Source organism: Cupriavidus sp. FW305-26, from assembly GCF_058787975.1.
Genome location: NZ_JBYTAH010000070.1, coordinates 1 through 24,417, shown reverse-complemented (window position 1 = coordinate 24,417; position 24,417 = coordinate 1). Strand labels below are relative to the sequence as shown.

The window sequence follows — 24,417 nt, the reverse complement described above, 5'->3', positions numbered from 1 at the left end:
CTGACCTACTGCACGGTGATGTGCGCGGTACGAATGAGCTTTTGCCATTTCGCCGACTCCTGCTGGATGAATCGGCCGAACTCATCTCGTCCTGCGCCAGAGATGATTCCGCCGATGTCGCCAATCTTGCTGCGGACGTCAGGCATCTTGAGTACAGCTTGAATTTCGGCATCCAAACGGGTGACGATCGGCTTCGGCGTTGCGGCAGGTACCAAGACGCCGAACCAACCAGTGATCTGATAGTTGCTCAGACCAGCTTCAGTCATCGTTGGGACGTCCGGCAGCAACGGGGAACGGACAGCACTCGTGATGGCGAGTGCGCGAACCTTTCCGCCTTTTACGAGATTCAATGCCGAAGGCATGTTGTCAAACATGATCGGTACATGGCCTGCCATCGTGTCGTTCAGGCCGGGGCCGCTACCGCGGTATGGCACATGAACCATGCGCAGGCCCGCTGTCGAAGCGAACAGTTCACCCGCCAAGTGCAAAGATGTTCCGTTGCCAGGCGTTGCGTACGACAAGGGATTGGGCTGTTGCTTCGCGTACTGAACGAGTTCCTTCACCGATTTGACCGGCAGTTGCGGGTTGACCACCAGCAGGTTGGGAACCTCCGCCAGGAGCGTCACCGGCGCGAGATCTCGCGTGGGAGAAAAGCGAGCGTCGGGAGTAAGCGTGGGGTTGATGGCAATAGGACCAATATTGCCCATAACGATGGTGTATCCATCAGCGGGCTGTTTCGCAACATAGGCCGTGCCAACATCGCCCCCAGCGCCTGGCTTGTTCTCGATCACCACGGGCTGCCCGAGTCGTTCAGAGAGCTTGGCACCGACGATACGTGCCAGCATGTCAGTGGTGCCGCCCGGCGGATACGGCACGACCCACTTGATCGGGCGACTCGGCCAGGACTCGCTGGCGTTCGCAACAGATTGACCGGTCGCTGCCCAGCACCCCACCACAGCGGCGCTCAAGCCCAATATCCATCGTTTCATTCGTTGTCTCCTGACCTCAAGAAGCAGGTTGCATCTCAAGGGCACCTGGCTTATGATGTTCACTAGGTGAACTAGCGGTACACAGGGTGTACGAATGAAGAATAATAGATCGATCCAACGCTGTCTAGCGGTGCTGCGCGCTTTCCGAGAGAACGGGCGACCTACGTTGGCGGAGTTGTCGCGTGCCGTAGACCTGCCGCACCCGACCGTTCTGCGCTTTCTATTGACTTTGGAGGAGGAGGGATATGTCGCGCGCGAGGGCAACCAATGGCGCTTGACTACCCGAGTCTTCGAAATCGGCTTTGCTGCTTTGGAAAGTTTGGGAGTGACAGACTCGGTTCAGCAGATGCTCCAGCAACTGGCTGACACGTACGCAGGAACATCCAACCTGGGTGAAGCGAACCCCGACGGGGTGATCATTATTGGAAGGGCGATGGCACTCGCGGAACGCCGTCGCCTCGTGGTGATGAATCTCCGGGTTGGAAGCATCCTGCCTCCAAGTAGCGCGCTCACACAGGCGTTGACCCTCGGGGTCGGTGAATGGGCGATGGTCGAGTATCCAGAGAGCAATCAGATCTCAGTTGCAGTCCCGCTTGCTCGGGTTGGCAACCGCCAGCTGGCTATCGGGATTTCCACATCGCCAGCCGAGGCGACACCCGAAAGGATCGAGAATGAAATCATTCCAACACTTCAGAATGCCGCAGCGATGGTCTCAAGGCTTGTTGGGATGGGGCCAGCGTAGGGAGTTCGCTCATCGCCCCGGGTGCGGAACCGTCGACTGATCAACACGAATCTGCCCGCTTGGCCGCTGGGATCTGTCCGGCGCTTGCAATCGAGGTTCACGAGGATCTCTGATGATTTCCCGTGAGCACATCGTAGTCGTCGGGGCACCCGCCGCCGGCATCACGGCATCACGGCATCACGGCGGCACGAGCGCTGCGGGCGCAAGGGCTGGCCCGGACGCCTTACGCTCATCGGAAAAGTAGGCGGCTTACCCTAGCATGGCGCTCATTGGACACGCCGACGAGGCCAGTTTCGCGACGGCTTGTGAAACGCGACGCATCATACTGACGCACGATTCTGATTTCTTGGATGATCAGCGCTTCCCATTTCACCGTAACCCAGGCGTGGTCGTTCTACTAGCTGCAACTGGCAATGGGACGCTGGAAATCGCATTAGCAGATCACTTGCGCATACTAACGCCCCGTACGGCAACGCCCATGTTGGCGCCAATATCTTCGCAACAGACGATCGAGAATGGACCGTCCGCAGGCATACTCGCGCCGAAGGAAGGCACGTTGAAACCCGCATCAAGCTGCATCCAGGAGATGACGCCCTAATTTGGGAGTAGCGGAGGCGTACCTAGCTACGCAGACGATTCTGCGACATGAAAGTTGCCGGGCAGGATCAATCTTCGAAGCTGTTCTGATGCGTGGTGTCTGCGACACTGCCGCTTTGGCTGGCGGTCAACGTAAAGGCATTGAGATCTGGGGCCGCTCAGTAGCCAGTACTTTGAGCCCGCATCCGATACTCCAGATCAATGCGGCCACCTTGGTTGTCAGCGTGCTCGTACTGATGATGGCGCGACAACCCGGTGTTCTGGCGATGCACAACTGTCATAGTTGCTGCGGCGCGATCCGTCACTAGGGAATCGCCTTATGTGGACGCCTCCCGGATTGCAAGCCGATTGACATGGTGGTCGACAGGTGAAGGCAGCACGCCTATGTCCGGCCCTTTTGTGCAGGCCGCTCAGCCTGCTGGCCCATATGGAATTCGCTGGCGAGGTCCTCATCTGATCATCGAGCGTTGCTGCTCACATTCCCTATCGGGTTTTCCTCGCCCCGGTCCAACCTGTTAGCCATCATGCGATCAATGCTTGCGCTCCTTGAGAAGAAGTCAGTTCAGGCGGGCCACGCACCTGGCTATGCAGCCATGGCGGGTGCCGTGTATCTCGTATCCCTTGCTAGCACCGCCCAGATGGTCCGGGCGAGTTTGTTGGCTACGGCAGCCACCACTACATTGAAAGGACGTCGCTGAAGCAATCCGTCGAGCCAGGCGGTTCATGCGCCTTTGATGATCACCGATCTGGCGCCGTGTATGAGTAGGGTGCGCAGGTAGGTGTCACCTCGCTTGCTAATGCCAAGCTGGCGCACGTGACCACCGGTGCCCGTTTGTTTCGGTACCAAGCCTAACCAGGCAGCGAACTCACGCCCGGAGCGAAACGTTTTGGCATCGCCGATCGCAGCCACCGCAGCCGTGGCGGTTAGCAGCCCCACGCCAGGAATTTCAGCGATCTTCTGGCATTCCTGATTGTCGCAAAGCGCAACCTTGAGCCGACGTTCCAGCACAGCGATTTCCTTGTCGGTTGCCTGCACGCGTGCCCATTGCTCTCGTAGGCTGTCGATCAGTATGGCTGGCAAGCGATTCGCGATCTTGGCAAGCGCACCAGAAATTTTTTCGGCAAATTCCCGATATCCTTCCGGAAGGACTTCACCAAACTCATAGAGTAAGCCGCGCAATGCGTTCGTCTGCATGATCCGGAACTTCATCAGTTGAGCCCGGATGCGGTGCAGCGCCAGAATGGTCTGTTGCTGCTCGCTCTTGATCGCAACAAACCGCGCCTCGGGCTGCTGGACTGCTGTCCAGATAGCTCTGGCATCGGCAGCGTCGGTTTTATTACGCAACACAAAGGGACGAACCGATCGCACAGAGATGAGCTTCACTTCGTGGCCGAGCTTCTGCAGTTCTCGTGCCCAATGGTGGGCGCTGCCGCAAGCTTCGATGGCAATGAGTGAACGCTCCCGCTGAGCAAGGAAGTCGGTGACCTGGCTCCGCTTCAACTTGATGCGCTCGATTTCACCAGTGTTGGCATTCACCGCATGAAGTTGGAAGACATGCTTGGCAATATCCATGCCGATGACGGTAAGCTTCATTTTGGATCGTCCCGATCAGGGTCGTTTGCAATCGACACCTCCACTTTGGCATAGGGATGCCATGGCAGCGAGGACCCTTACAGTTACTCTTGCAGGTAAGCGGCGCCCCGTTGCCGGGGGGAGGCGTCCATACCGTCTGATTAAATCAGTGCGCGAGTCATCGAGGCATTGGGTGAGCGCGTTGTCATGAGCGTGTCCATGATTCAGGTCCTGTGATGAAGCGACAGATCAGTTTTGCGGAAGCGGAAAGTCACGGCAAGAAGCGTGTGACGCGCCGCCAGCGCTTCCTGTCGGAGATGGAGAGCGTGGTGCCGTGGGCGCGCCTGATTGCGGCGGTCGAGCCGTACTACCCCAAGGGCAAACGTGGCCGGCCGCCGATCGGCCTTGAGCGGATGCTGCGCATTTACTTCCTCCAGCAGTGGTACGGGCTGTCGGACGAGGCACTGGAAGACGCGCTGTACGACAGCATGGCGATGCGGGCGTTTGCCGGGATCGACCTGGCAGTCGAGGCGGTGCCAGACGCGACCACGCTGCTGAAGTTTCGCCGCCTGCTCGTCGAGCATGAACTGACGCGAAAGCTGTTCGACGAGATCGGCATCATGCTGTGCGAGCGGGGACTGATGATGAAGGAAGGCACGATTGTGGATGCCACCATCATCGAGGCGCCACCGTCGACCAAGAACAAAAAGAAGAGCCGCGACCCGGAGATGCACCAGGCCAAGAAAGGCAATGCTTGGCACTTTGGGATGAAAGCCCATGTCGGCGTGGATGCGGCCTCTGGGCTGGTGCATAGCGTGGTGGGCACTGCGGCCAAGAGTCGGACGTGTCGCAGGCCCATGCCTTGCTGCATGGCCACGAGGAGCATGCGTTTGGCGACGCGGGCTACACGGGCGTGGACAAGCGCGAGGAGATGCAAGGCAAGACCGTGAAGTGGCAGGTGGCCGTCAAGCGCGGCAAGATCAAGGCGATGTGTGACGGAGCCGTCAAGGACTTGCTGATCGCCGTCGAGCGGGTCAAGGCACAGATTCGGTCGCGGGTTGAGCATCCGTTCCACGTTATCAAGAATCTGTTTGATCATCGCAAGGTTCGCTACAAGGGCCTGTTCAAGAACACGGCGCAGTTGTTCAGCCTGTTTGGTTTGGCGAATCTGGTGTTCGCCAGGAGGCTGTTGTTGTCCTCAGAGGGGAGCAATCCGTCCTGAGCGCGCAAAAGCGCGACCAGGAAAGGTGCGAAACGCGAGAAAGACGGCTTGAATCGGCCCATCTCTCCCGGATTGCGAAAGCTGAAGTCCTTGGCTTGTGCAACATCAAGCGCAAACCTCATTGATCAGCAATTCCTTAGTGACAACGGTGCCGCTCATTATCGTCACAGCAGCAAATTCGCCAATAAAGGACCTGCGCCAATTAGTCTCGATGGCAAAGGCTAGGCCAGGGCAGATCACCTTTGGATCCGCCGGCAATGGTTCGGGCAGCCATCTGGCCGGGGAACTCCTTAGTACCATGGCTGGCGTCAAGATGAACCACGTTCCCTATAAGGGAGACGCGCCTTCGCTCACAGACGTGCTCGGTCAGCAGATCAATGTTGCCCTTCCCACCTCGCTCGCGGGAATGCCGCAAGTCAAGAGTGGAAAGCTCAGGGCGCTCGCGGTCACGAGCAAGACTCGATTACCGTCACTGCCCGATGTGCCCACGGTAGATGAAGCGCTCGGGATAAACGGCTACGAAGCCGTTTCCTGGGGCGGGTTCATGGTCCCGAGCGGGACATCACAGGCCATCATTGCTAAGATGAACAGCGAGTTCAACAAAGCCCTTCAGGATCCGGAGTTCCGCGACAAGCTGATGGCTCAAGGAGCGCAGATCGCAGGCGGCACGCCTGAGGCGTTCAATGCGTTTCTTCGCGCCGAAGTTTCGAAGTGGAAGCGAGTGGCAGATTCAGCAAAGGTCCGGCTCGACTAGCCTCACCAGGGATGTCGATCCGTCGTCGGGAACCCCCCGACGACGGAAACTGCTTTCGACTACCAATCGTTACAATGGATGGCAGACGGCCGACATTCCGGCTGAAGATAACATCTGACCCGATATGGTGAATGTCAAGCAAGTCGCCCTCCTCGCCGGCGTTTCCTCGGCAACAGTCTCCCGTGCACTGACATCGCCGGATAGGCTGCGACCTGACACGCTGGAGCGCGTGCAGAACGCTATTGCAAGCCTCAACTACGTTCCCTTCTCGGCGGCTCGCGAACTACGTCAGGGGCGCACGCGATCGGTCGGCATAATTGCGCCGACACTGATGAATGAACTTTACGCCAAAGCAGTAGATACCTTGGAGGCCCAGCTCGACCGGCTTGGATATACCGTTCTGTTGACTTGCCATCGGGACGACAGTGAGACCGAATTGCGCTGTGCGCGCGCCCTATTGGAGCGTAGAGTCGACGGGATCGCAATAATCGGTTCACAACATCATCCCGAAGTCTTCTCGCTGATACACAAGCACGCTATTCCGTATGTACTAATGTGGGCCGTGGACCGCGAAGGAATGCATCCGACGGTGGGGTATGACAACCGCTTGGCTATGCGCAGGCTAACCACCTACTTAGTCAAACAAGGACACCGGCAGTTTGCAGTGCTCCCAGGTCCTCTCGAAACTCAGTTTCTATCGTCTCAACGGCTTCTGGGGATCCGAGACGTCCTCAGCGAGAACGACATTTCCTTACCCGATAACCGCATTTTTCCGACCCCTTACGATGCATCTGCTGTGCGACAAGCGGTGCGCGTCTGCCTGCAGCGCAAGGACTTGCTGTTGCATCGGGAACAGCCGACCGCCCTGATATGCATCAATGACTTCATTGCTGTGGCGGCGATCGCGGAGTGCCGCACATTGGGACTTTCGGTTCCGAGCGACATCTCTGTCACAGGCTTCGGCGACTGGCAGATGGCGGAACTGGTAACACCCGCGCTAACGACAGTGCACTCGAATCCCGTTCTGATTGGCGAGCTTACTTCGCGCAACTTGATTGAGCAGATCGAAGGAGGAGCCAAAAACATCCAGACCGAGTTCGAGCCTGACCTAGTAATTCGCGAAAGTACTGCGCCACCTCGATAATAGATGGCGGCCTCAAATCAAAAGTGCAACACCTTGCCATCATGCATTACTGTCCTGATCGTCCCAAGACTTCCCATAGCCGCATGATTTCGCGAGCCTTGGTCTGACGGTCGATGACGTCCGCTTTTCCATCGAGGCCCATCGCCTCACGAGGGAATTCCGCACATCCTGCCGGTGCAAGTTGGACGATCGAGATGCCCTTTCAAAACGGCATAAAGCTGCCTTGCGGCAGCGACGCGTTCTTGTGGCGTTGTTGCTTGTGACACGATCCCGTTCCCCTTTGATGCAGTGGGTAGGATTTTATCGCGCGAGACCTATGTGCCACACGGGCAAATGGGGCACGAAGCAACTGTAGGCGCAGGCAGGACATGGTTCCAGATGGATCGCGGCGATCCAATCGGGTTACATGGCGGTTACATAGACCGCAAAATGCACAAGGGTTTACAGGAAAACCCCTGTAAACCCTTGATTTTATTGGTGCGGCTGCAGGGCTCGAACGCGCCGCCCGATTTCCCGACACAGCGCCGGCAGCGCCACTATGGATTCAAAGATCCATCGCGCAGGCAGCCCAATGAGGCCCGCCACATCAGCTCGATTCGGTCTGTGCAACTTGCGCAATTTGCTCCTTCAGCCATTGCAGACCAGACATGTGTTGTTGTTGACGGTGCCATATCAAGCTGACCTGCACCGCAGGCGTTTCGAAAGGAAGATCCGCGAGCTGCAAGCCATAGTTGTGCACGAAATGCCTGGCCAAGTGCCAGGGCACGGTACCCAGCAAATCGGTGCTGGCGACGATGGCTGGAATGGTCAGGTAGTGCGGAACTTGCAACTGCACATGGCGCTGCACTTTGGCCGAGCCCAGGACGATCTCGAGCGGACTGCCGCGGCCGGCCCGCGGCAGGAGCGAGACGTGCTGTGCGGCCAGATACGCCGTCTTGTCGAGGCCTTCCTTGAATGCAGGGTGGCCCGGTCGGCCGATAACTGCGAGGCGCTCTTCGTGAATCGGTTGGTAGAGCAAATCGGCGTCGTCGAAGTACAGGTAATCAATCGCCAAGTCCAGATCTCCGCTGGCCAGCCGCTGCGGGATCAGGGCACCTTCGTCCGACAGTACCTGCAGCTTCACCTGCGGCGCCAGCGCCATCAGCCGGGTCATCAGGCTCGGTAACAGCCGTAGCTGCCCATAGTCATTCATCGACAGTCGGAAGGTTCGCTCCGTGTCCGGCTGAAAACTCTCTTGAACGGCAAGCCCTGCCTGCAGCAAGCGCAGGGCTTGCCGTACCGGCACGTGCAGCGTCATCGCCCCGGCAGTGGGCTCGAGTCCCTTAGCGGTACGGCGGAAAAGAGGTTGCCCCAGTTGCTCGCGCAGACGACTGAGAGCATTGCTCACCGCCGGCTGGCTCTTGTGCAGTCGCTCGGCCGCGCGTGACAGGTTGCGCTCCTGCATCAGCATGTCGAACACGAAGAGGAGATTGAGATCAATCTGCTGCAAATTCTGATTCATCAATAATTCTCATCATCAATATCCATTGGAATGAAAATGATCGCACCAATAGACTACAACACCAAGCGACCTACTGGCGCCAGACGTCAGAAAGGTCCGCGGGGGCTTGGCGGAACTGGCCACGTATCGCGAGCCCGACAGCGCAACAGTCTTTGAGAGCCGATCATGTCTTTTGATACCCAAACCTTCCGGAAGAAATACCGGGCGAACATTTCGCCTTACTACAACCCCTGGCTGCATGCTGGCTTCGTTCTTGTTTTCGGCGTGACCTTGATCCTCTTCTTGCTGAACAAGTTGGACCACGTCAGCGCGGTGGAGTGGCTAACTGTGCCGGCGACCTTAATTTTCTACAGCAGGGGCGAGTACCGCACCCATAAGGGTCTCGGGCACAACAAGAAGCGATTCGCGAAGGCGTTCTACCAGCGCCACACGGGCGACCATCATAGTTTTTTCGCAGATGACCAGATGCGCTACGAGTTCGCCAAGGACTGGCGGGTGATTCTGTTCCCGGCATGGCTGATCGTTGTCTACAGCATTGGCGCGCTGCTCGCTTGGTCGATCATCGGCCTGGTCAATGCGAACGTCGCTGCGCTGTTTGCCGCCACGCTACTGGGCGGTTATCTCAGCTACGAGATCTTTCATGCCTGCGAGCACCTCCCGCCGCAGAATCCGATCTGTCGCCTGCCGTGGATTCGCCACATGCGGCGGTTGCATGAATTGCATCACCGCCGTGACCTGATGCAGACCAAGAACTTCGCCGTAGTGTTTCCACTGTGGGACTGGATCTATGGAACCCTTCATTGGGAGCCCGAAGAAGCAAGCGAGAGCCTGGTCCCCACCGTCAAGATGCAGCATTCCATTGATATCGCCCGGACGCCAAGCCAGGTACTGGCCTACGTGAGTACTCCGCTTCGTTGGCATGAGTGGCATCCTTACCACGTAGCGGTCACCGGGCAGGGAGGGTCGCTGCCGGTTGGGAGCCACTTTGCGTACGTCGGCGGCCGTGCAGGCAAGTTGCAGTGGGAAGTCGTGGAAAGTCTTCCGGATCGGCTCTGGCGAACCCGGGCCCGTGGCAACCGGGGTCTTGAGATGTTCGTCACGTATGAGTGCATCGGCACAGCCACTGGCACGCGCTTCGTGCGGACGCTGGAGTATCGGTTTTCCAGTGTGGTGGCCCGCATGGCTGATCGGCTGGTTTTGCGTAAGCGAATCGAGCGCGACTCTGTTGCCTTGCTTCACAAGCTGCGCAGCGTCTCCGAGAGCGTTCTTCCCGCGGCAGAAATGGATTGTGCTTCCAAACAGGCGACATGAAGGGCATGGGGGCATGCAGGCTCCACCGCGCGTGTCGGCCTGAATCGCCCCGGCTTTCGAGGAGGCCAGTTGGTTTGAGTTGAGGCTGCCACAGCTGCGTCGACGGGATTCAGAACCAGGCAGTCGAAGCAGTATGGGAGCTGATCTCGGTCTGACACCCACGCCATAGGTGTTTGAAGTGCCTCGAGCCTTGGCATACCAATATGAGTCAGCATCGCAAGGCGGCACAGTGCCTGCTCGTCCATCGGGGGAAATAGCAGCCAGCCAGAATTGGTCAACGCCGGAAACGCACCAAGGTCGCCAATCTGCCACAACTGGTCAACACTGATCTGATACCTTGCGGCCAGGCGACCGAGCCAACCGCCAAACGCTTCGTCATCGAATGGACGCGGAGCAACGGGCCAAGGCCTGACACCCTCAGGAGAGCAGGGTTCGCGCTGCATTCTCTATGTGACCCAGGTCGATGGCCTCCTTCCCATCCCGGATCGCGAGTTCTGCGGAAACAGTCAAGACACGCGACACTTCCCCGGTTAGCCCTCCACTTGCAGTCAGAATGGCATGTACGATCTCTCGCCGTGCGAGATTCGACGGACGTCGAAGCGGCAAAATCATCTCGAAGGCTGCGAGAAGAGAACGAAATGCCTCCGTCTCCTGCCATCTCGGCACCTCGAAACGGGCGAATCGACTGACCATCTGAGGATCCGTTTGGAGCGCCAAGACGGCGTCTTGAGTGCCAACGAGGACAACCGCGATTTTCAAGTCATTGGCGAGGAACTTCAGCAGATTCAGGGATGCACGCTGCTCCCGATAGCCTGCCAACAAGTGATGAACCTCGTCAACGATCAGCATGCGCGCCGAAACTTTTCGAAGCAGTTCGCGACTCAGTTTCTCGAGTGCTGATAGCCTTGCCGCGGCGTTGAAGGGAGCGCCCAGCTCGAAGAGCAATGAGGAATAGCGCCGCCGTGTCCGCCAACAACGCGCCGCACGCTCGCGGTGGGGCTGGATGCGCTGCCGCATTGCGGGCAGATCTGCGCAAGCCGTTGCCCACACTCCTCGCAGAACCTGGCTCCCGCGGGGTTTTCGAACTGGCAATTCGTGCAGCGCATCTCGCCTCCCGACTGCCTGTGCCTGCCACGCAGCCATTACAGGCGCAATCCGGGCAGTTGGCAAGGCGGCGCTGTGGCAACCGATGACTTCTGCCAAGCTTGGGGCGGCACCGCGCGTATTATCAGGCTTGAATTTGTTCGGTGGTCGGGAAAATCATGGATCTTCTGTTGCCCCCAGTCCGGGCGCGGAGGTCACGTGACCATCCACACTCACACCGTGGCAGTCGGCAAATCCCTTTGAGGTCACTCTGCGATCGCAATGATCTGATTCAATTGCTCGCAGGCGGCAGCAAAGACCTCCAAAGGCGCCTGCTTCCAGGGGTGGGCCTTTGCGTTGCGGGCTCGCCAGTCAAATGACTTGGGCTGATGGGCCAGAACGTAGCTGTCCTTCCCCTTCGGTCCCTGAAACCTGATCGCAAACGGATTGGTGTCGTTGTAGGCCGCCGTGGTCATCGGCAAGCCAATCACGATACTGGTCCGCTCATTGAACGGCCGCGGAGAAAGCACAAGCATCGGATGCATATCCTTCATCTCACGGCCGGCTTGCGGATTGCAGTCGATCCAAATGATGTCGCGTCGCTCAGGTGCCCATACCTTGCCCGCCATCAGATAGCCTCCGCGCCGACACGCTGCGTGGCCATGGCTTCACCCCCATGCTTGATAGGATCAAACAGAGCCAACTTCTCCGCGAGCGTGAGGGCACGACGTCCAACGGGCCGTACCGTGACACCAATCTCTTCGACCGAGACCTCGACTTCCTGACCCTCAGCGAAATGGGCCGAGCGGGCCACTGCGGTCGGAATCCGGACGGCCAAGCTGTTCCCCCACTTTTGGATCGTCAGAGTTGCACTTTTTCGCATGATCAAAGCCTTCCAAGAACGTTGATACAAGTCTAAACAAAACCACTAGAAGTTTCAACGCGTATAGACGTTCTACCTCGAACCGCACCCACAGCTTGCCCGGCGGCGTACGACGGGCGATTGATGCTGTCAGAAACCGGCGCTAGTTCCCCTTCTGTCGTAGCGCCCGAGGCCGGGATCTGGCGCGGCGTCGCGTCCGCAGGCGACCACATCGTTTTGACGGCAGAGGCGTAAGCGATCTGGCCCGGAGCGGTGGCCGCCCTGCCCTCGGGACATTCGCACGGCACGGTCATGGGCGTGGCGTACAGTCCTGGGTGAGGCCTAGCCGCCGGCACAAAAATAATTTACATTGCGCTTTAGTCAGCATTTCGGCCCGGCTCCGGATGGCTCCTGCTGAATATTGTTATAGTTCAAGCACTTACCGCTGCCTCCATGGTTCTGGATCCCAGCCTCAACGCCGTCACCAAGCTCACCCGCACCGAGTTTGCCGTGGTCCGTGCCTATGCGCAGGGCATGCGGCCGGTGGACATCGCCAACCGCTACTTGCTGGACCCGGATGAGGACGAGCACCTGAGCGAGGCCCAGGCGATCCAGCGGATCCTGGCCTTGCGCGACCGGCTGGTGCAGTTCGCCTTGCAGCATGGCCGGCCCGAGATTGCCGGCATGTTCGAGGCGCTGCGCGCGCGTTCAGGGGTGGGCATGTCGCGGCGGGTAGACGCCGTGTCGGCGCTTGAGCAGCTTGGACAAGGCTACCCCCAGCCCCAGCACGAGGTGTCGCTCTGGTTCAAGCCGAGCCTGGCACGCCGACTGATGGCCGCCGAGATCCGGCGGATCGAGGACCTGACGTCCTTGGCAAATCGGCGCGGCAGCAGCTGGTGGCGTGCCGTGCCACGCATTGGCGCGCAGTCGGCCGAGGTCATCACGCACTGGCTGGTGCGCCAGCGCTCGGCCATGGGCGCCGCGGCGGTCAAGGCCTATGTGCTGCCGCCTGCCGCCCACGCCCACCGCGACGCGCTGGTGCCCTTGGCCTTGGCCCCCGGTATGCCATATCCCGTGCCACTCGAGCACATGCTGGTGCCAGCCTCAAATACCGCGACAGGGCCGGGGCTTGCCGCCGATCTGGCGTTCGTACGCGGCTGGCTACAGGATCGTGCGCCACATACCCGCAACAGCTACCGGCGCGAGGCCGAGAGGCTGCTGTTGTGGAATGCAGCGCGCAAGAAGGGGCTTCAGGCGTTGGAGGCCTGCGATCTGGAGGCGTATGCGGAATTTTTAGCGGACCCTCAGCCGGCGGCGTTCTGGTGCGGCCCGAGCGGGGCGCGCGACAGGATGCACTGGCGGCCGTTCGAAGGCCCACTGGGGACCAGTTCGGTGGCGGCCGCGTTACGGGTGGTTCGGGCGCTGCTACGCGCAATGGTCAAGGCCGGGCATCTGGCGGGCACCCCGCTCATCCCAAGGCAAGCCGCCGCCGCTGCGCCCACGGCGCTGCGCGCGCCGTCCGTCCAACCCGACGCGGAGGCGTTCCTGGTCTGGCTGGGGGAGGCGCGCCAGGGCCCGAGGCATCGGGCTGCGCTGGCTGCCATACATCTGATGCGCGACGCAGGCTTGCCACTGAGCGAGCTGGCCGCACTGCGCTGCGCCAGTCTGCAGTCGAGTGCCGAGGGCACCTTCCTGCGACGCCCGGGTGCGCGGCAGCAGCTGGTGGCCCTTGACACGGCCGTCCGACAGGCCTTGCAGGCGCATTGGGTCGATCGTGGCTGGCCAAGCATGATGCCGCCGGCGCAGGCAGCCCTGTTGGCGCCCACGATACAGCCTGCCACCGCGCGCGGGCGCAACAAGCGGCTTGCGGGCGTGGCGGGCGGGTACTCGGCCACCGGCCTGGATCAATTGCTGCGTAGTCTGTGGCGGCGCTTCAGCGAGCAGCGCGGGGTCCCATCGGAAGGGTTCACGCCCGGCCAGCTTCGCACGCGCGCCAGCCGGGCCTGAGCTGCTAGCGCCTGGATGCCAAGGCCAACCGAAGCGCCGGAGGCGAAATCCCTCCCCCCACCGCGGGTCCATACAACACAAGCAGCTCACAGAAGTCTACTGGCCGACAATCCCGACTGGAGTGCTCGTAGACCTCGGCCTGCCTTGTCACTTGGCTTATCATTATCCGAATTTTGGAAAGTGAGTGTACACTTTGTATGGGTTACGCGGCATTGCCGGCCTGACCGGCCTAATGTAGGGAGGCGCCAACCGGTCGCTTGCTGCATCCTAGTCCGCCATGCCCCCCCGGCAGCTTTTCACTGGCAGGAGGGGTGCTGCGGCCCATCCTCCGAACGTGCGGCGGGGCTGCGTGTGCGGCGATCGGTTCGACCGTCAGCTAGTACGAATCTGGCACTACATCAAAGCTGCTATAGGGGAATAGCCGCGCGTGCATCCCCTGCCCGGTTCCACCACCTGCGTTGGCATGCCATGCGTTCGGCCGATTACTTGGCACTTGGAAGGCTGCCGATGCCAGCGGCATGGCCAGGGGTTCTTGCCGGACGGACTCTATCGGATGCTGACAACGACGCTGCTTCGCCTCGCGGTAGACAGTACCCTGCCGCTTGACGAGGCCGAGCGCCGTTTGCTGCGCAGGGCCGCACCCAATGCGCTGCGACCCACCTTCGCCATTCAGGCAGTGGCCAACGATATCCCGCCCGACGTCGTCCAAAGGCTGCTTGGCCAGGCATCGCTGCAGACGAGTTCGCTGCCTGTCCGCTGGGGAGAGGAAGCGCAACTTACAAAGCATCGCGAGCGGTCGTGAACCTCACAGGTCGTCGCCGACGGATCCAGCCATTCTCATTTCCAGCGGGGCGAGAATATATCAATGGGGTTACGTGGGCGCCGACGATTGCGATCGCTACAAGAATTTCCTAGCGCAGCCGGATGCGCTCTGGATCGGCCCCAAGACTTCGCTAACTGCAGCGTGCTGACGCCCGTTCGCCGGACCGCTAAAGGGGGAATCCCAGCGCTATGCGGTGCGCGCGGATTTGTTTCTGGTTGGCCGGCGTGCGCTATTTGGGGCGGCAACCCCTGGCTGACAGCGAAAGAGCCAGTTGCAGCACGGCGCGAGATCCCCTTTGCAGTCGACAAGGCGTTGTCTGGAGAGTCGTGGGAAGCCCTCGCGAGGCGAGACGGTATCCTTGGCTATGGCAGGGCACTCCTCGGCAAGCGAAGCAAATGGCGCACGGTGCGCCTGCCCACGCGCGTCATTGACGCATTGCGAGCGGGTTGGGTTGATGGCGTACGTTATTTTGAGAATCCGGGAGACCAGGAGCTCTCCCTGCTCTCCCCTGTGGTGAATGCCTTCTACGCCCGCAGCACAGTCAATCCACATTAAGCTAAGCGCGGAGATACCAGCACTGACGGGGCCATGGTTTTCCCCGGATGGGCTCTACCGAATGCTGTCAACGGGCGTTGCAGCGCATCGCAGGGGATACGACGTTACTTCTTCATCAGGTGGAGCGGCAGCTGCTACGCCCCATCCATTGCGGAACACCTTCCTCGCCACCCATGCGGTAGCCAATGATGTCCCGACAGATGTCCTTCAAAGGCTGCTGGACCATGCCTCATTGCAAACGACTTCGCTGTATGTGCCCTCGGAGAGAAAGCGCACCTTACATGAAATCGCCAAGCTTTTTGAGAGCCATACGTGACAACAAGGGAAGAGTGCAATCCCAAGCGAACAGGATGATCGCTGCCATAGCGTCAACAGGGACGAGCCAACCCGCGTAGGGTCGGGCTGACCAAAACGCTCTAGTTGTTACACGAGCCGGTAATCAAGCTAGAGGCCAGCGGGGTACCAGCCGGCTACTGCGCCGCGGTTCACCAGAATGATCTCATTGGGAACGTGCCCCAGCTGCAGCACACTTCCTCCCCACTAAGACAAATGTCCGTCATCCGACAGGTGGGATTCAGCAGAGGCCCACGGCTTCATAAGCGACGGGATACTTGGCACCGGCCCATCCGACCTAGCGCGCATGGCGCCAAACCGGCAACGGCCGAGTTTTCGCACCAGAGTCGAATGCGATGACTGGCGAGGCGTGTGAGCTCCTTTAGCATTGGGCGCGTAGCCTGTCCGGCGTCTTGGCCCTGCACCGTGGCCAAAGTTGCAGCGAGGCCGCCCTCAGCCGACAAGCCCGCCGACCGCGCGGTTGTCTGTTCCGGCGTCGAGATCTGCGATGGCAGTGAGGAGCATCCTCATGCTTCTATATCCGGCCTTCGTGGCCCTTTCTCACTGCGGCAAGAACACCAAGATTGTGGGTCGCGGCGGGTAGCTTCTTGTAAGGTCACCAAATTGTAGTGTTTCGAGACTTTTACAAACGCAAAATCACCGTCTGTCCGGTTGCGACGTCGTGTGCCGCTAAGCATAGCTACGCACAGTGCGGCTTGCGCACAAGAGGACGGAGGTTCCGGAGTGTGCCTAATAGGCACACGTTCTTGGCGCCGTCACAACGGGCATAACCACAGGATGACTAGCCTATACACCATTGTTAGGCTGCGGGAGCGGAGCTCGTCTCGGCCTCCAGATGACCTTGTCATTCGAACAATGGGAAGGTGGGCCCTCACTGTGCCTAATAGGCGCGCTCAGCGAACGGCGCCAGGAGTGCGCCTATTAGACACACCGACGGTAGGCTGCGGTCGAGGGCGAGTGGGCCCGGCTCTAGCGGCGCCGTCAGCAGACTGGGACGCGTCCACGGTTGCGCGTGCCACAACCTCAGGCGGACCCACCGTCCTCTGGGAATTGGGTAACTTAAAGAGATACCTTTCCTCTAACACGGTAGTGGACGCCATTCTGTTGCGTTGGGACGGCCGGGTTACGACTTCAACTCATCATTGAGTTCGTTCGCGCTTCTATCCCCTGTAGGGATTTCGGACACGCCATGGGCCCACGGGTAAGCATTTCAGCCCGACTGAGACGACAAACACACTGGCCGGTAACGGCTTTTCGCCGGACAGTACTTGTTAGGTTCAAACGGGGTTGACGACCAGAGTACCGACTTGCCCGGCAAGCGTGTGGCGCGGCGCGCTTGTAGGTTCCATTCGTCTGTCACCTTTCCCACGCAGCCAGCCGCAAAGCTGATGCCCATTGACGTCCTGCAGCGCCTCCTCATATACGCTCCCAACAGACGACTTCATCCACGTCCAGGCAGAGCGCGCACGCGGCACAGACGAAGTGACGAAATATCTCAGCAACTGAAGTCACGCGATACAAGTTGTGCCTAATAGGCACACCTCGCGCCACCGCCGATTATGCCTAGAAGCACAGTTCTGGCGGCCGTAGGCACCCTCGCTCTGAGTCGGCCTTTTAGGCACACTTAAGCCGTAAAAAAACCCGCCATTGGCGGGCTTCTGATGTGACTAAACTGCGCATCAATTTGGAGTGCCACTGAATAGTTCGCTGATGAACTGGCGAATCCGCGTCTCCTGGGAGTCGGATAGAACTCCGGTTTTGATTTTTACTGTAAAGTTCTTTATATCCTTTGTGATGCTGCCCGCGTGGTTCTGACCAGCAAAGAACTTTTCGATGGAGCGCTCGCGAGCCGCTGAGCCCGACACTTTTTTAGTAGCCAATGCGGTTACGGCCGCGGCGAGCTTGCCCTGATCAAGATGGCCCCCGACGACATCGGTCCATAGTTCTCTAGTTGCCGACACACCCGCCTCTCCGTGTTTCTTCAGGCAAGACGCCAGTGCATCTGCGGCGTTACTCCCAAGAAGACTTGGCTGCAGGTCCAAGTCATGCTTCACGAAATCGGGCAAATCATAGAAAGCCATGAACTTGTAAAGCCCTCGCCTGGACAAGCCTACCGCCTCCGCAAGTCGTGTACGGTTCGGGAACTCCTTTTCCGAACGTTGAATAGACAAGGCGATCTCGTAGTCGGAAAGGTCGTCTCGGCCGATGTTTTCGACCAAGGCCAACACAATCATGTCCGCGTCGCTGCAGTCGACGACGACAGCCTTGATGTTCTCGAGCCCCAACATCTTATGTGCACGCCACCGGCGCTCACCGGCCACAAGTTGGAAACCTGGCTCAACGCGACGTACTACGATAGGCTGCAGTAACCCAACCTCGCGAATCGATTCAGCAAGCTCTGTCAGCTTGAGTTCATTGAAGGTGCGCCGCGGCTGCCAGGGGTTGGGAACAATATCCGCAACCGGCAGTTCCGAAGGCAACCCCGTCGCCTCTAACTCTTGAACCCTCAATTGCGCGGCAGCCAATGCGCCCGCCATACCTGGCGCTGTCTCAGTCCGATTTGCTCGACGAGTGGCATCCGGCTTACGGTCCGCCGTTGAGCGGATGTTCGCCGTCTTGGCGAGCATTTGTTCGCGAATGTTGCTCATTGTGCAGGCCTCCACTGTTTCACAAACATGTCGTCAACCCAACGGCAGTAATCCACCAGCGGCTGCCGAACACGCTGAAGCGACTTGGCTTGGCTGTGTGAGCTGCTGATGTCAAACACCGTGGTAAATGCCAGTGCGCCGGAGCTCATCACTGAGCTGGCAGGCACTTCAAAAGGGGCGAGCCAATGCCGATATGCACCTTGAGCCCAAGTTCGCACCACAGGAGCTGCCGATGTGGGCCCATAGTTAACTCGCGTCAAGAGCACTGACACGAAGTCGTACTTCTTATCGGCTTCGAATCTCATGAATGACTTTGCGACATCCGAAAAGAGTCGCCAGAACGACAAGGAGCTAAAGAAGTCCAGGTTTTCCGGCACCATGGGCATGACCATGGCATCGGCCGCCATCAATGCGTTCAAGTTGAGGTAGGACAGCGACGGCGAAGTATCCAGAATAATGTAGTCATACTTCTTTCGCAGTGGCTGGAGACCATCACGGAGTACCTGCCAGAATTTGAATCCTGGCACCTTCATCTGCATAGCAGGGAGGTGGTACTCCGCACCCACTAGTTCCGTGTGAGCCGGAATAACGTCCAGGCCATCCCAGTATGTCGATTGCAACTTCGCTTCCAAGCCACCTTCGACATCCTGGTTGTAAATGAAAGGCAGAATTGAGTCATCGGCGAATACCTCCTTCTCCGCGTACAAGCCGCACAACTCAGAAAGGGACGCCTGGGGGTCCAAATCGACGACCAGCACCTTACGGCCACGCAAGCTAAGGCCTTGCGCTAAGCACATAGTCGTAGTCGTTTTTGCGGACCCACCCTTCAATTGCGAAGTGATAATAATCTTGCCTTCGAAATCGCTAGGTCCAGCAACCAGCGGGGTCTGGTAGATGTCCGATACTTGTTGGACCCAATTTCTTGCCTCAGCCAAAGTAAACGTTCGGCCGCGACCAACGGTCTGCCCTTCAGGCAGCACACCGTCGCTATTCTTCGCCATGTGCAAGACCTGCTGACGGCTCAAACCACACAGCTCTGCAATTTCTGAAGTACTAAACATCGGTGCCGTCTTACGTGGCCGCGGCGCAAGAATCTGGTCACGTAACTCGACTGCGTAGTCGGTCACCACATCTGCAAAATCGCTAATCTCAGCTAGGGTGACCGTCGGGTCTATGGGCATCGGTTGACTGATATTCGCCATCGCAGCTCTTTTTCCGAAATTTGGACAAGCGCAGAATACAGCAATTGAGCAAACGCGTCCGCATATTTTGTGTAATCCGCGACACAGCGAAATCACTAAAGTTTACGAAACTAAGCTACAAGCCTTTGATTTACAACGTTTTCGGAAGATATGGGAAGAGGTGGCGCAAACGACTCAAAGAACTTTTGGAAGTCGCCAAGGAGCCATAAAAGGTGAGAGCCAAGTCCTCTCACCTCTCACCTTAGCCGTGTTCTTTGGTACAAAATCTCTCACCCAATCCCGCATCCATCGCCAGCGATGTGCTGTTCGATCCACACTTCAAAGCTCAAGATGAAACCTAAGGTGAGAGTTTTTGTAAGCCACGCGACGCCTACGCACAGCATCAACAGAACTCCGAACAAAATCTCTCACCCGATCGACTGGTCCGCAGAGTTAGAAGCCACTTCCTAGAACCAGGGGGCTGTAAAAGTGAGAGATTTTGTGCTCTGCCAAGCCAATCAAGAAGCCTACGCGCGCTGAGGTGGCCACAAGCAGACCACCAGCGAACTCTCAAAACGAGCCTAGGTACAAAATCTCTCACCTTTTGAAGGCTTCATCGCTGTTCAAAAACTCAAGTGCGATCGCAGGTTACAAAATCTCTCACCTTCGGATAACACCTTGACTTCAGCGCCCGAACAGCTGCGGCACAAAATCTCTCACCTTCAATGGATCTCGCGTGGGACTCAGTCACCTGCAGCTCCCACCCATGGCGACCGAATTTTGACTGGCGTCTGTTTGTTTGTTTGTTTGTGTTGTAAACAAAGAAAAACCAACAAACCTACAAACAGAGCAGGGTGATCCTCATAAAAATCAAAAACTTATCAGCCAAAAGTGAGGGATACGCCTACCGCAAGGTGAGAAACTTTGTTCCCTCAGGTGGTAGTTGTATACGTCTAAAGGGAGAGATCGCGGAGCCGAAGGTGAGAAAAGAGACCAGATAGGTAGTTCAGGTGAGAGATTTTGATTCACTCCTGTGGACATCTCTCGTATACGCTTGTTTTATAAAAGCAATTTCAACCAGCCGACGATCGTGAGGTGAGAGATTGTGTACCAAGGTGAGAGATCATGTACCTCGGCCGACACGAGGCACCTATTCCAGGTGAGATGAGTCCACATTGACATCTCACCATCACCTGACTAAAGTCTCGTGCAATTCATAACGTAAACAAGCTGCCCTCTCAGGAATCCCGGCATGGCAAGCAGCGTAGCAAAGCGGGTGACACCACTACAGTACGCGCTCGACTTATTCGTCGAGATGGCGCCCGCACAGACAGCCATACATGAGGTCGCCACCGACAAGGATATTGGCTACCACAAAAACAAGGTCTTCGCTCGCATTGTCGGACTGGGGATGTCCGCTCGCCGGTTTGTCGACGCTGCGTACTTTATCGTGGCGCAGGAACCCGAGGTCAAGGAAGGCTACGAAGTCTCGCTAAGCTTTTTCAAATGGCTGATGCGCTATGACAGCAAGAACAGGAAACACTTTTCGAGCGTTATTCGCAGCGTGAAGTCGTCGATGCTCGAAGTGACCAGCGCACCCGTTGTGTCGGTGGACGCGAGCGGCCGTCTCCTTGAAAGCCCCGGTGCGGCACATGACGGCGACGAGACTGACAGCGATGCCCGCAATCCTGATGTCGATACCGTGCGGGTCTCAGACGAAGAGGGCGACTGGCTCGAATTGATCGGTCGGGTCAGTGTGAGGGACGGACGGATTCGATTCCGTGTCCCTGTAGAGCTTCAACGGCTCATCAAAGACCCGGAGAATTCGTATTGGACGAGCCTTCTGGTCACGTCGAAGTTCACGCTCATCTACGCTCGCGCCATCTATGACCACATCCTGCCCAACGTATCGGACGAGCGGACGGACTGGTTGCCCCTCGATGTTGTGCGGAATCTACCGGGCAAGTCATGGGCCAATAACGCGGAGTTCAAGTACTTCAAGCGTGACTACCTTGACAAAGCAGTAAGCCAAATCAACGAGCTTTCCGACATTGAACTGTCCTATGAGACCCGTGCGGGGACACCCCGGTCTAGGAAGAAAGACCAGATTCGTTTCCAGATGAAGCGAAAGGATGCCGCCCTGGCGTCCAAAGCGGCCATGCTTAATTCGGTGGCGCTCTTCCAGGCATTGGAGAAGGAGTTTGCACTGACTGACTCTCAGTTCGAGCGAATCGCGGATAACCGCAGCGTCTGGACGGATGAGAGGATTCAGCAGGCTATCGAATACGTTCGATGGCGTATCCGTTCCGGTGACAAGGTCAAGCGAGCATCAGGCTATTTGTTGGATGCAATCGCAAACGACTATCGCGTTTCCGAAGCAGACAAGGAAGTTGAGAGAGTTCAAGCCAAGCTCGCAGACAAGGCTAAGGAGGAAGTCGAATCGAAGTCTGCTGCGCAGACCGCGGTCGCGGCGAGCGTTGCAGCGGCAGACGCCGCCGCAGAGCGTCGCAGGCTGGAGGAAGTCCGCGCGGCTCGAGACTATTTTGAGAGCGCCGAGATGACGACCCGTGAAGACCTAGTCCGTAAGTTCGTCACGACGAAGACGATTGGGACGCGAACGATCGAGCGTCAAGGTCTCAAACCTGCGGACATAAACGCAAAGAACATTATGGAGCGACCAAATATTGCCACTTCATTCTGTTCATTTGTGGCCGGTGAGCTGAGGAAGGCTGCCCGCAGCCGTGCGAATAGTCAGGACAACGTTCTTTAGTGACGGAAAGCCGGCCTAACGCCGCGCAGCGTGGACCGCGCTCACCGGCATCAAGCGGTATCGCGTGACAAATTAGGCCACGGCGGCGTCCGCTCTATTGCGGGCCGGCCCCCACCAACCTCGGCTGCACGCATACAATCGCCGCACCTGGAAGTGCAGGTGCGCAATACTCAGGGCCGGACGCCGTGCTGGTTGCAGGCAGCGGACTCATAATCCGCCTCCGAGAGGACACCGTGGGTTCAAATCCCACCCGGCCCACCAAATGCGCAACGCCGATGCCCTCATTAAGCAGGCCGACTGAACATGTTGGAAGGAGGTCTGCCACCGAGGATGCCGCGAACTTGCTCAATAGCGGCCTGTGCCATGGCCGACGATGACCGTTTCGCTGACGACGGCTGGGCTAGGGCACGCGAGAGCCCAGTCGCAGCTCTGTCCATCTCGATCAGCCAGGCACGCGCTTGCTCATGCCCTAATGAATTACGGCGACCGTTGGCCTCGGTGATCACAATCGACGCCGAGTCGACCTCATAGATCCGACCGTCGGGTGCAGACACCCGTCGCCCACGGTATCGCTCAATGAGTTGGGCAACCTCCAGCCGGTCTTGTGCCGCCTGCGCGGCGGTTGCGCGCCTCTCGTCTTCTTGGGCCTTCCGAGTTTGGACGACATGCCTATAGTCTATGGGCCTTCCGAGGAGAGACTTGAGGTAGGCGAACAGCTCTCGTCCCCGGAGTGGACCAAGAAAGTGACCCGCTGCCGAAACAACGTCCGACAGTCGGTGGCCGGCCTCCCTCGCGAGCCGCATCAAAAGGAAGAGGGCGGACGTCGTCAGCTCTTGGTCACGCACGAGAGGCGCTAGATCAATGGGCACGGCCCGATCATCAATTTGCACAAACTCTCTCGGCCCCGAATGTTTCTTCGTAGAAGACTGGTTGGGGTTGTTTACGCCACTCACCGGTGCGAGACATGCGGAGCTGGACCGCGACTCATCGGAGCCCGTTCGAGGTTCTGGGTGCCCAAGCTCCCGGCTAGCGATCCCGATGCACTGTAGCAACTTTGCGGTGAACCCGATGCGCCCGACAACCTCGAGTTGCGTCCTCGTGCGTTGCTGCCTTTCACGCTCAATAAGCCCGGCGTCTTCAAGTGCGCCAAGCGCCCGATAGACAGTGGCCTCGCTAATCGCGAGGTGCTGCGCAATCGTTGCCTTCTTTATGAAGGCGAGCGAGGTGGGATCCTTCTGGTTCAGGGCGAAGCGGATGAGCGTTGCCAAGACTTGGCGATTGGTGATGTGCAAAGCGCGGAGCCCATCGGACTCGTAGACCAACGCGATCGCTCTGAGAATCCGCTCCGGCAGCCGGCCGGCATCGCACCTGGCTGGCTTGGCTTGCGAACCGTGGCTTTCGACAGGGGCCGGAGAGTGCGGCGCACCGCCACACGTTGTTGTTCTTCGGGCAATAGGAAGCCCGTCGAAGCGATATCTCATCTTCTTCGATCAATGCGCAAACTTGTGGGGAGCATTGACAACGAAGGGTGGGCTTCATAAACTCAGACTGTCTTGTTGTTGGACGAGTCAAGAGGGTTTTGAAGCCCGCTACGCCTTTTGTCAATGCCGATTAAAAGCCTGGAGCATGCGGACTCCAGGCTTTTTTCGCTTATGAGGATGCCTACGGGCTCAACAACCCCTCCTTGAAATCCGAGTGCCACCGCTACGCACAAAAATGAAGTGCCGGACGGCTATGGCACGCGCGATGGCAGGGAGCTCGCAACCATCAGACGCCACGAACGATCGGTTGCTTAATAAATCAAGTTAGCCCGGCTTCAACAACGAACCGGGACGTGGGGTTCTTCTTTGCCGTAGAAATCTGCAGCCAGTCGCGGGCGCGCGTGAGGGCAACGTAGAAAAGTCGCCGCTCCTCACTCTCCGGACTGGCTTCGTCCGGAACGATGGTTTCCTCGGCCCGGATCACAACAACAGCCGACCATTCGCGCCCCTTGGAGGCATGCATGGTCGTCAGCACCAAGGCGTCGTCGGCCGGCTCGTTATTCTTTTGGCGCAGAAACAGCACGCGTTCCGAGAATGGACCGTTCAGCCGCGTCAGGACGTCATATGCGGTATTGATAGCGCGCTTGCCCGGCTCGTCCGCCACAAACTTGAGCATCCATTCGCGCACGCCATCGAGAACGAGGGAAAGGAACTCGCGTTCACAGAGCGCTTGCCATTCCGCCAGCTTCTTCAGGAAGTCGCGATACTTGTCGACTGTTGATTCTGCGATCCCGGCCTGCACCAGGTCCTTCTTTCGCGG

General features: G+C 58.4%; 18 protein-coding genes, 1 tRNA gene and 2 pseudogenes. 11 read left to right on the top strand and 10 right to left on the bottom strand.

Translation table 11 applies throughout. The annotated features are described in order from the left end of the window. Positions 1 to 5: 5 nt before the first annotated feature. Positions 6 to 989 (bottom strand): Bug family tripartite tricarboxylate transporter substrate binding protein, encoded by a 984-nt coding sequence (locus AC3WQZ_RS28830; protein ID WP_058698224.1) that lies wholly within the window; start codon positions 987 to 989, stop codon positions 6 to 8. Positions 990 to 1,083: 94 nt separating this feature from the next. Between AC3WQZ_RS28830 and AC3WQZ_RS28825 the strand changes: the two genes are divergently transcribed. Together AC3WQZ_RS28825 and AC3WQZ_RS28820 are read left to right on the top strand one after the other, a co-directional pair. Further along, a complete protein-coding gene (locus tag AC3WQZ_RS28825) occupies positions 1,084 to 1,731 on the top strand; it encodes an IclR family transcriptional regulator (protein WP_043355366.1) in 648 nt (215 codons plus the stop codon). Between the two features lie 259 nt (positions 1,732 to 1,990). Then, positions 1,991 to 2,329, top strand: coding sequence for a DUF5615 family PIN-like protein (locus AC3WQZ_RS28820; protein WP_377747427.1), 339 nt, complete (start codon positions 1,991 to 1,993; stop codon positions 2,327 to 2,329). Positions 2,330 to 2,911: 582 nt separating this feature from the next. Here AC3WQZ_RS28820 and AC3WQZ_RS28815 read toward each other — a convergent pair. Beyond that, positions 2,912 to 3,922 (bottom strand): annotated as a pseudogene (locus AC3WQZ_RS28815) (IS110 family RNA-guided transposase). 215 nt (positions 3,923 to 4,137) lie between these two features. On the opposite strand from AC3WQZ_RS28815, the gene AC3WQZ_RS28810 reads away from it, so the two are divergent. From AC3WQZ_RS28810 to AC3WQZ_RS28800, 3 genes are all read left to right on the top strand, one after another. After that, positions 4,138 to 5,123, top strand: a protein-coding gene (locus AC3WQZ_RS28810; protein WP_412459421.1) for an IS5 family transposase whose coding sequence is annotated in 2 segments (ribosomal slippage) — positions 4,138 to 4,735 and positions 4,735 to 5,123 — 987 coding nt in all. Because the reading frame shifts where the segments join, the coding sequence is not laid out codon by codon here. Positions 5,124 to 5,244: 121 nt separating this feature from the next. Further along, positions 5,245 to 5,877 (top strand): tripartite tricarboxylate transporter substrate-binding protein, encoded by a 633-nt coding sequence (locus AC3WQZ_RS28805; protein ID WP_233528039.1) that lies wholly within the window; start codon positions 5,245 to 5,247, stop codon positions 5,875 to 5,877. A gap of 124 nt (positions 5,878 to 6,001) precedes the next feature. Beyond that, complete coding sequence (locus AC3WQZ_RS28800) at positions 6,002 to 7,021, top strand: LacI family DNA-binding transcriptional regulator (RefSeq protein ID WP_058698223.1); 1,020 nt, start codon at positions 6,002 to 6,004, stop codon at positions 7,019 to 7,021. Between the two features lie 586 nt (positions 7,022 to 7,607). On the opposite strand, the gene bsrA is transcribed toward AC3WQZ_RS28800, so the two are convergent. Further along, on the bottom strand, positions 7,608 to 8,522 hold the full coding sequence (gene bsrA / locus AC3WQZ_RS28795; RefSeq protein WP_058698222.1) for a LysR family transcriptional regulator BsrA: 915 nt from the start codon (positions 8,520 to 8,522) through the stop codon (positions 7,608 to 7,610). 165 nt (positions 8,523 to 8,687) lie between these two features. On the opposite strand from bsrA, the gene AC3WQZ_RS28790 reads away from it, so the two are divergent. Further along, on the top strand, positions 8,688 to 9,833 hold the full coding sequence (locus AC3WQZ_RS28790; RefSeq protein WP_058698221.1) for a sterol desaturase/SRPBCC family protein: 1,146 nt from the start codon (positions 8,688 to 8,690) through the stop codon (positions 9,831 to 9,833). 417 nt (positions 9,834 to 10,250) lie between these two features. On the opposite strand, the gene AC3WQZ_RS28785 is transcribed toward AC3WQZ_RS28790, so the two are convergent. The 4 genes and pseudogenes from AC3WQZ_RS28785 to AC3WQZ_RS28770 form a co-directional block, all read right to left on the bottom strand. Beyond that, complete coding sequence (locus AC3WQZ_RS28785; RefSeq protein WP_081050312.1) at positions 10,251 to 10,850, bottom strand: TniB family NTP-binding protein; 600 nt, start codon at positions 10,848 to 10,850, stop codon at positions 10,251 to 10,253. Positions 10,851 to 10,873: 23 nt separating this feature from the next. After that, positions 10,874 to 10,939 (bottom strand): annotated as a pseudogene (locus AC3WQZ_RS28780) (zinc-ribbon domain-containing protein); the annotation flags it as partial. Positions 10,940 to 11,182: 243 nt separating this feature from the next. Beyond that, a complete protein-coding gene (locus AC3WQZ_RS28775; protein WP_058698219.1) occupies positions 11,183 to 11,545 on the bottom strand; it encodes a type II toxin-antitoxin system PemK/MazF family toxin in 363 nt (120 codons plus the stop codon). Continuing rightward, positions 11,545 to 11,799 carry an AbrB/MazE/SpoVT family DNA-binding domain-containing protein gene (locus AC3WQZ_RS28770; protein ID WP_058698259.1) on the bottom strand — a complete coding sequence of 85 codons (255 nt, stop codon included), beginning with the start codon at positions 11,797 to 11,799 and terminating at the stop codon, positions 11,545 to 11,547. The genes AC3WQZ_RS28775 and AC3WQZ_RS28770 overlap by 1 nt, the downstream gene beginning before the upstream one ends. A 432-nt stretch (positions 11,800 to 12,231) precedes the next feature. Here AC3WQZ_RS28770 and AC3WQZ_RS28765 point away from each other — a divergent pair, with 432 nt between their 5' ends. The 3 genes from AC3WQZ_RS28765 (at position 12,232) to AC3WQZ_RS28755 (ending at position 15,479) form a co-directional block, all read left to right on the top strand. Beyond that, complete coding sequence (locus AC3WQZ_RS28765) at positions 12,232 to 13,785, top strand: phage integrase family protein (protein WP_058698218.1); 1,554 nt, start codon at positions 12,232 to 12,234, stop codon at positions 13,783 to 13,785. A gap of 553 nt (positions 13,786 to 14,338) precedes the next feature. Continuing rightward, positions 14,339 to 14,587 carry a site-specific integrase gene (locus tag AC3WQZ_RS28760; protein WP_058698217.1) on the top strand — a complete coding sequence of 83 codons (249 nt, stop codon included), beginning with the start codon at positions 14,339 to 14,341 and terminating at the stop codon, positions 14,585 to 14,587. A gap of 538 nt (positions 14,588 to 15,125) precedes the next feature. After that, a complete protein-coding gene (locus AC3WQZ_RS28755; RefSeq protein WP_116318651.1) occupies positions 15,126 to 15,479 on the top strand; it encodes a tyrosine-type recombinase/integrase in 354 nt (117 codons plus the stop codon). 1,717 nt (positions 15,480 to 17,196) lie between these two features. Here the strand turns inward: AC3WQZ_RS28755 and AC3WQZ_RS28750 are convergent. Together AC3WQZ_RS28750 and AC3WQZ_RS28745 are read right to left on the bottom strand one after the other, a co-directional pair. Continuing rightward, positions 17,197 to 18,165 (bottom strand): ParB/RepB/Spo0J family partition protein, encoded by a 969-nt coding sequence (locus AC3WQZ_RS28750; RefSeq protein WP_058698216.1) that lies wholly within the window; start codon positions 18,163 to 18,165, stop codon positions 17,197 to 17,199. Continuing rightward, the gene (locus AC3WQZ_RS28745; protein WP_171514465.1) at positions 18,162 to 19,367 is read right to left on the bottom strand and encodes a ParA family protein; all 1,206 of its coding nucleotides are present in this window, start codon (positions 19,365 to 19,367) and stop codon (positions 18,162 to 18,164) included. Before AC3WQZ_RS28745 ends, AC3WQZ_RS28750 begins: the two co-directional genes overlap by 4 nt. Positions 19,368 to 20,598: 1,231 nt before the next feature. Between AC3WQZ_RS28745 and AC3WQZ_RS28740 the strand changes: the two genes are divergently transcribed. Together AC3WQZ_RS28740 and AC3WQZ_RS28735 are read left to right on the top strand one after the other, a co-directional pair. Further along, complete coding sequence (locus AC3WQZ_RS28740; protein WP_058698215.1) at positions 20,599 to 22,116, top strand: replication initiation protein; 1,518 nt, start codon at positions 20,599 to 20,601, stop codon at positions 22,114 to 22,116. Between the two features lie 173 nt (positions 22,117 to 22,289). Then, a tRNA-Ile gene (locus AC3WQZ_RS28735) sits at positions 22,290 to 22,377 on the top strand. A 1,539-nt stretch (positions 22,378 to 23,916) separates the two neighbouring features. Here the strand turns inward: AC3WQZ_RS28735 and AC3WQZ_RS28730 are convergent. Then, positions 23,917 to 24,417 (bottom strand): 3'-5' exonuclease (locus AC3WQZ_RS28730; protein ID WP_492301726.1); only part of this gene is annotated, 501 nt, incomplete at its 5' end.

What these genes read in the sequence shown, in the direction of transcription:
- AC3WQZ_RS28760 (WP_058698217.1), top strand. Translation starts at nt 14,339, where the DNA reads ATGCTGACAACGACGCTGCTTCGCCTCGCGGTAGACAGTACCCTGCCG.
- AC3WQZ_RS28755 (WP_116318651.1), top strand. Translation starts at nt 15,126, where the DNA reads ATGCCTTCTACGCCCGCAGCACAGTCAATCCACATTAAGCTAAGCGCG.
- AC3WQZ_RS28745 (WP_171514465.1), bottom strand. Translation starts at nt 19,367, where the DNA reads ATGGCGAATATCAGTCAACCGATGCCCATAGACCCGACGGTCACCCTA.
- AC3WQZ_RS28830 (WP_058698224.1), bottom strand. Translation starts at nt 989, where the DNA reads ATGAAACGATGGATATTGGGCTTGAGCGCCGCTGTGGTGGGGTGCTGG.
- AC3WQZ_RS28785 (WP_081050312.1), bottom strand. Translation starts at nt 10,850, where the DNA reads ATGCGGCAGCGCATCCAGCCCCACCGCGAGCGTGCGGCGCGTTGTTGG.
- AC3WQZ_RS28825 (WP_043355366.1), top strand. Translation starts at nt 1,084, where the DNA reads ATGAAGAATAATAGATCGATCCAACGCTGTCTAGCGGTGCTGCGCGCT.
- AC3WQZ_RS28740 (WP_058698215.1), top strand. Translation starts at nt 20,599, where the DNA reads ATGGCAAGCAGCGTAGCAAAGCGGGTGACACCACTACAGTACGCGCTC.
- AC3WQZ_RS28765 (WP_058698218.1), top strand. Translation starts at nt 12,232, where the DNA reads ATGGTTCTGGATCCCAGCCTCAACGCCGTCACCAAGCTCACCCGCACC.
- AC3WQZ_RS28790 (WP_058698221.1), top strand. Translation starts at nt 8,688, where the DNA reads ATGTCTTTTGATACCCAAACCTTCCGGAAGAAATACCGGGCGAACATT.
- AC3WQZ_RS28770 (WP_058698259.1), bottom strand. Translation starts at nt 11,799, where the DNA reads ATGCGAAAAAGTGCAACTCTGACGATCCAAAAGTGGGGGAACAGCTTG.
- AC3WQZ_RS28775 (WP_058698219.1), bottom strand. Translation starts at nt 11,545, where the DNA reads ATGGCGGGCAAGGTATGGGCACCTGAGCGACGCGACATCATTTGGATC.
- AC3WQZ_RS28820 (WP_377747427.1), top strand. Translation starts at nt 1,991, where the DNA reads ATGGCGCTCATTGGACACGCCGACGAGGCCAGTTTCGCGACGGCTTGT.
- AC3WQZ_RS28750 (WP_058698216.1), bottom strand. Translation starts at nt 18,165, where the DNA reads ATGAGCAACATTCGCGAACAAATGCTCGCCAAGACGGCGAACATCCGC.
- bsrA (WP_058698222.1), bottom strand. Translation starts at nt 8,522, where the DNA reads ATGAATCAGAATTTGCAGCAGATTGATCTCAATCTCCTCTTCGTGTTC.
- AC3WQZ_RS28800 (WP_058698223.1), top strand. Translation starts at nt 6,002, where the DNA reads ATGGTGAATGTCAAGCAAGTCGCCCTCCTCGCCGGCGTTTCCTCGGCA.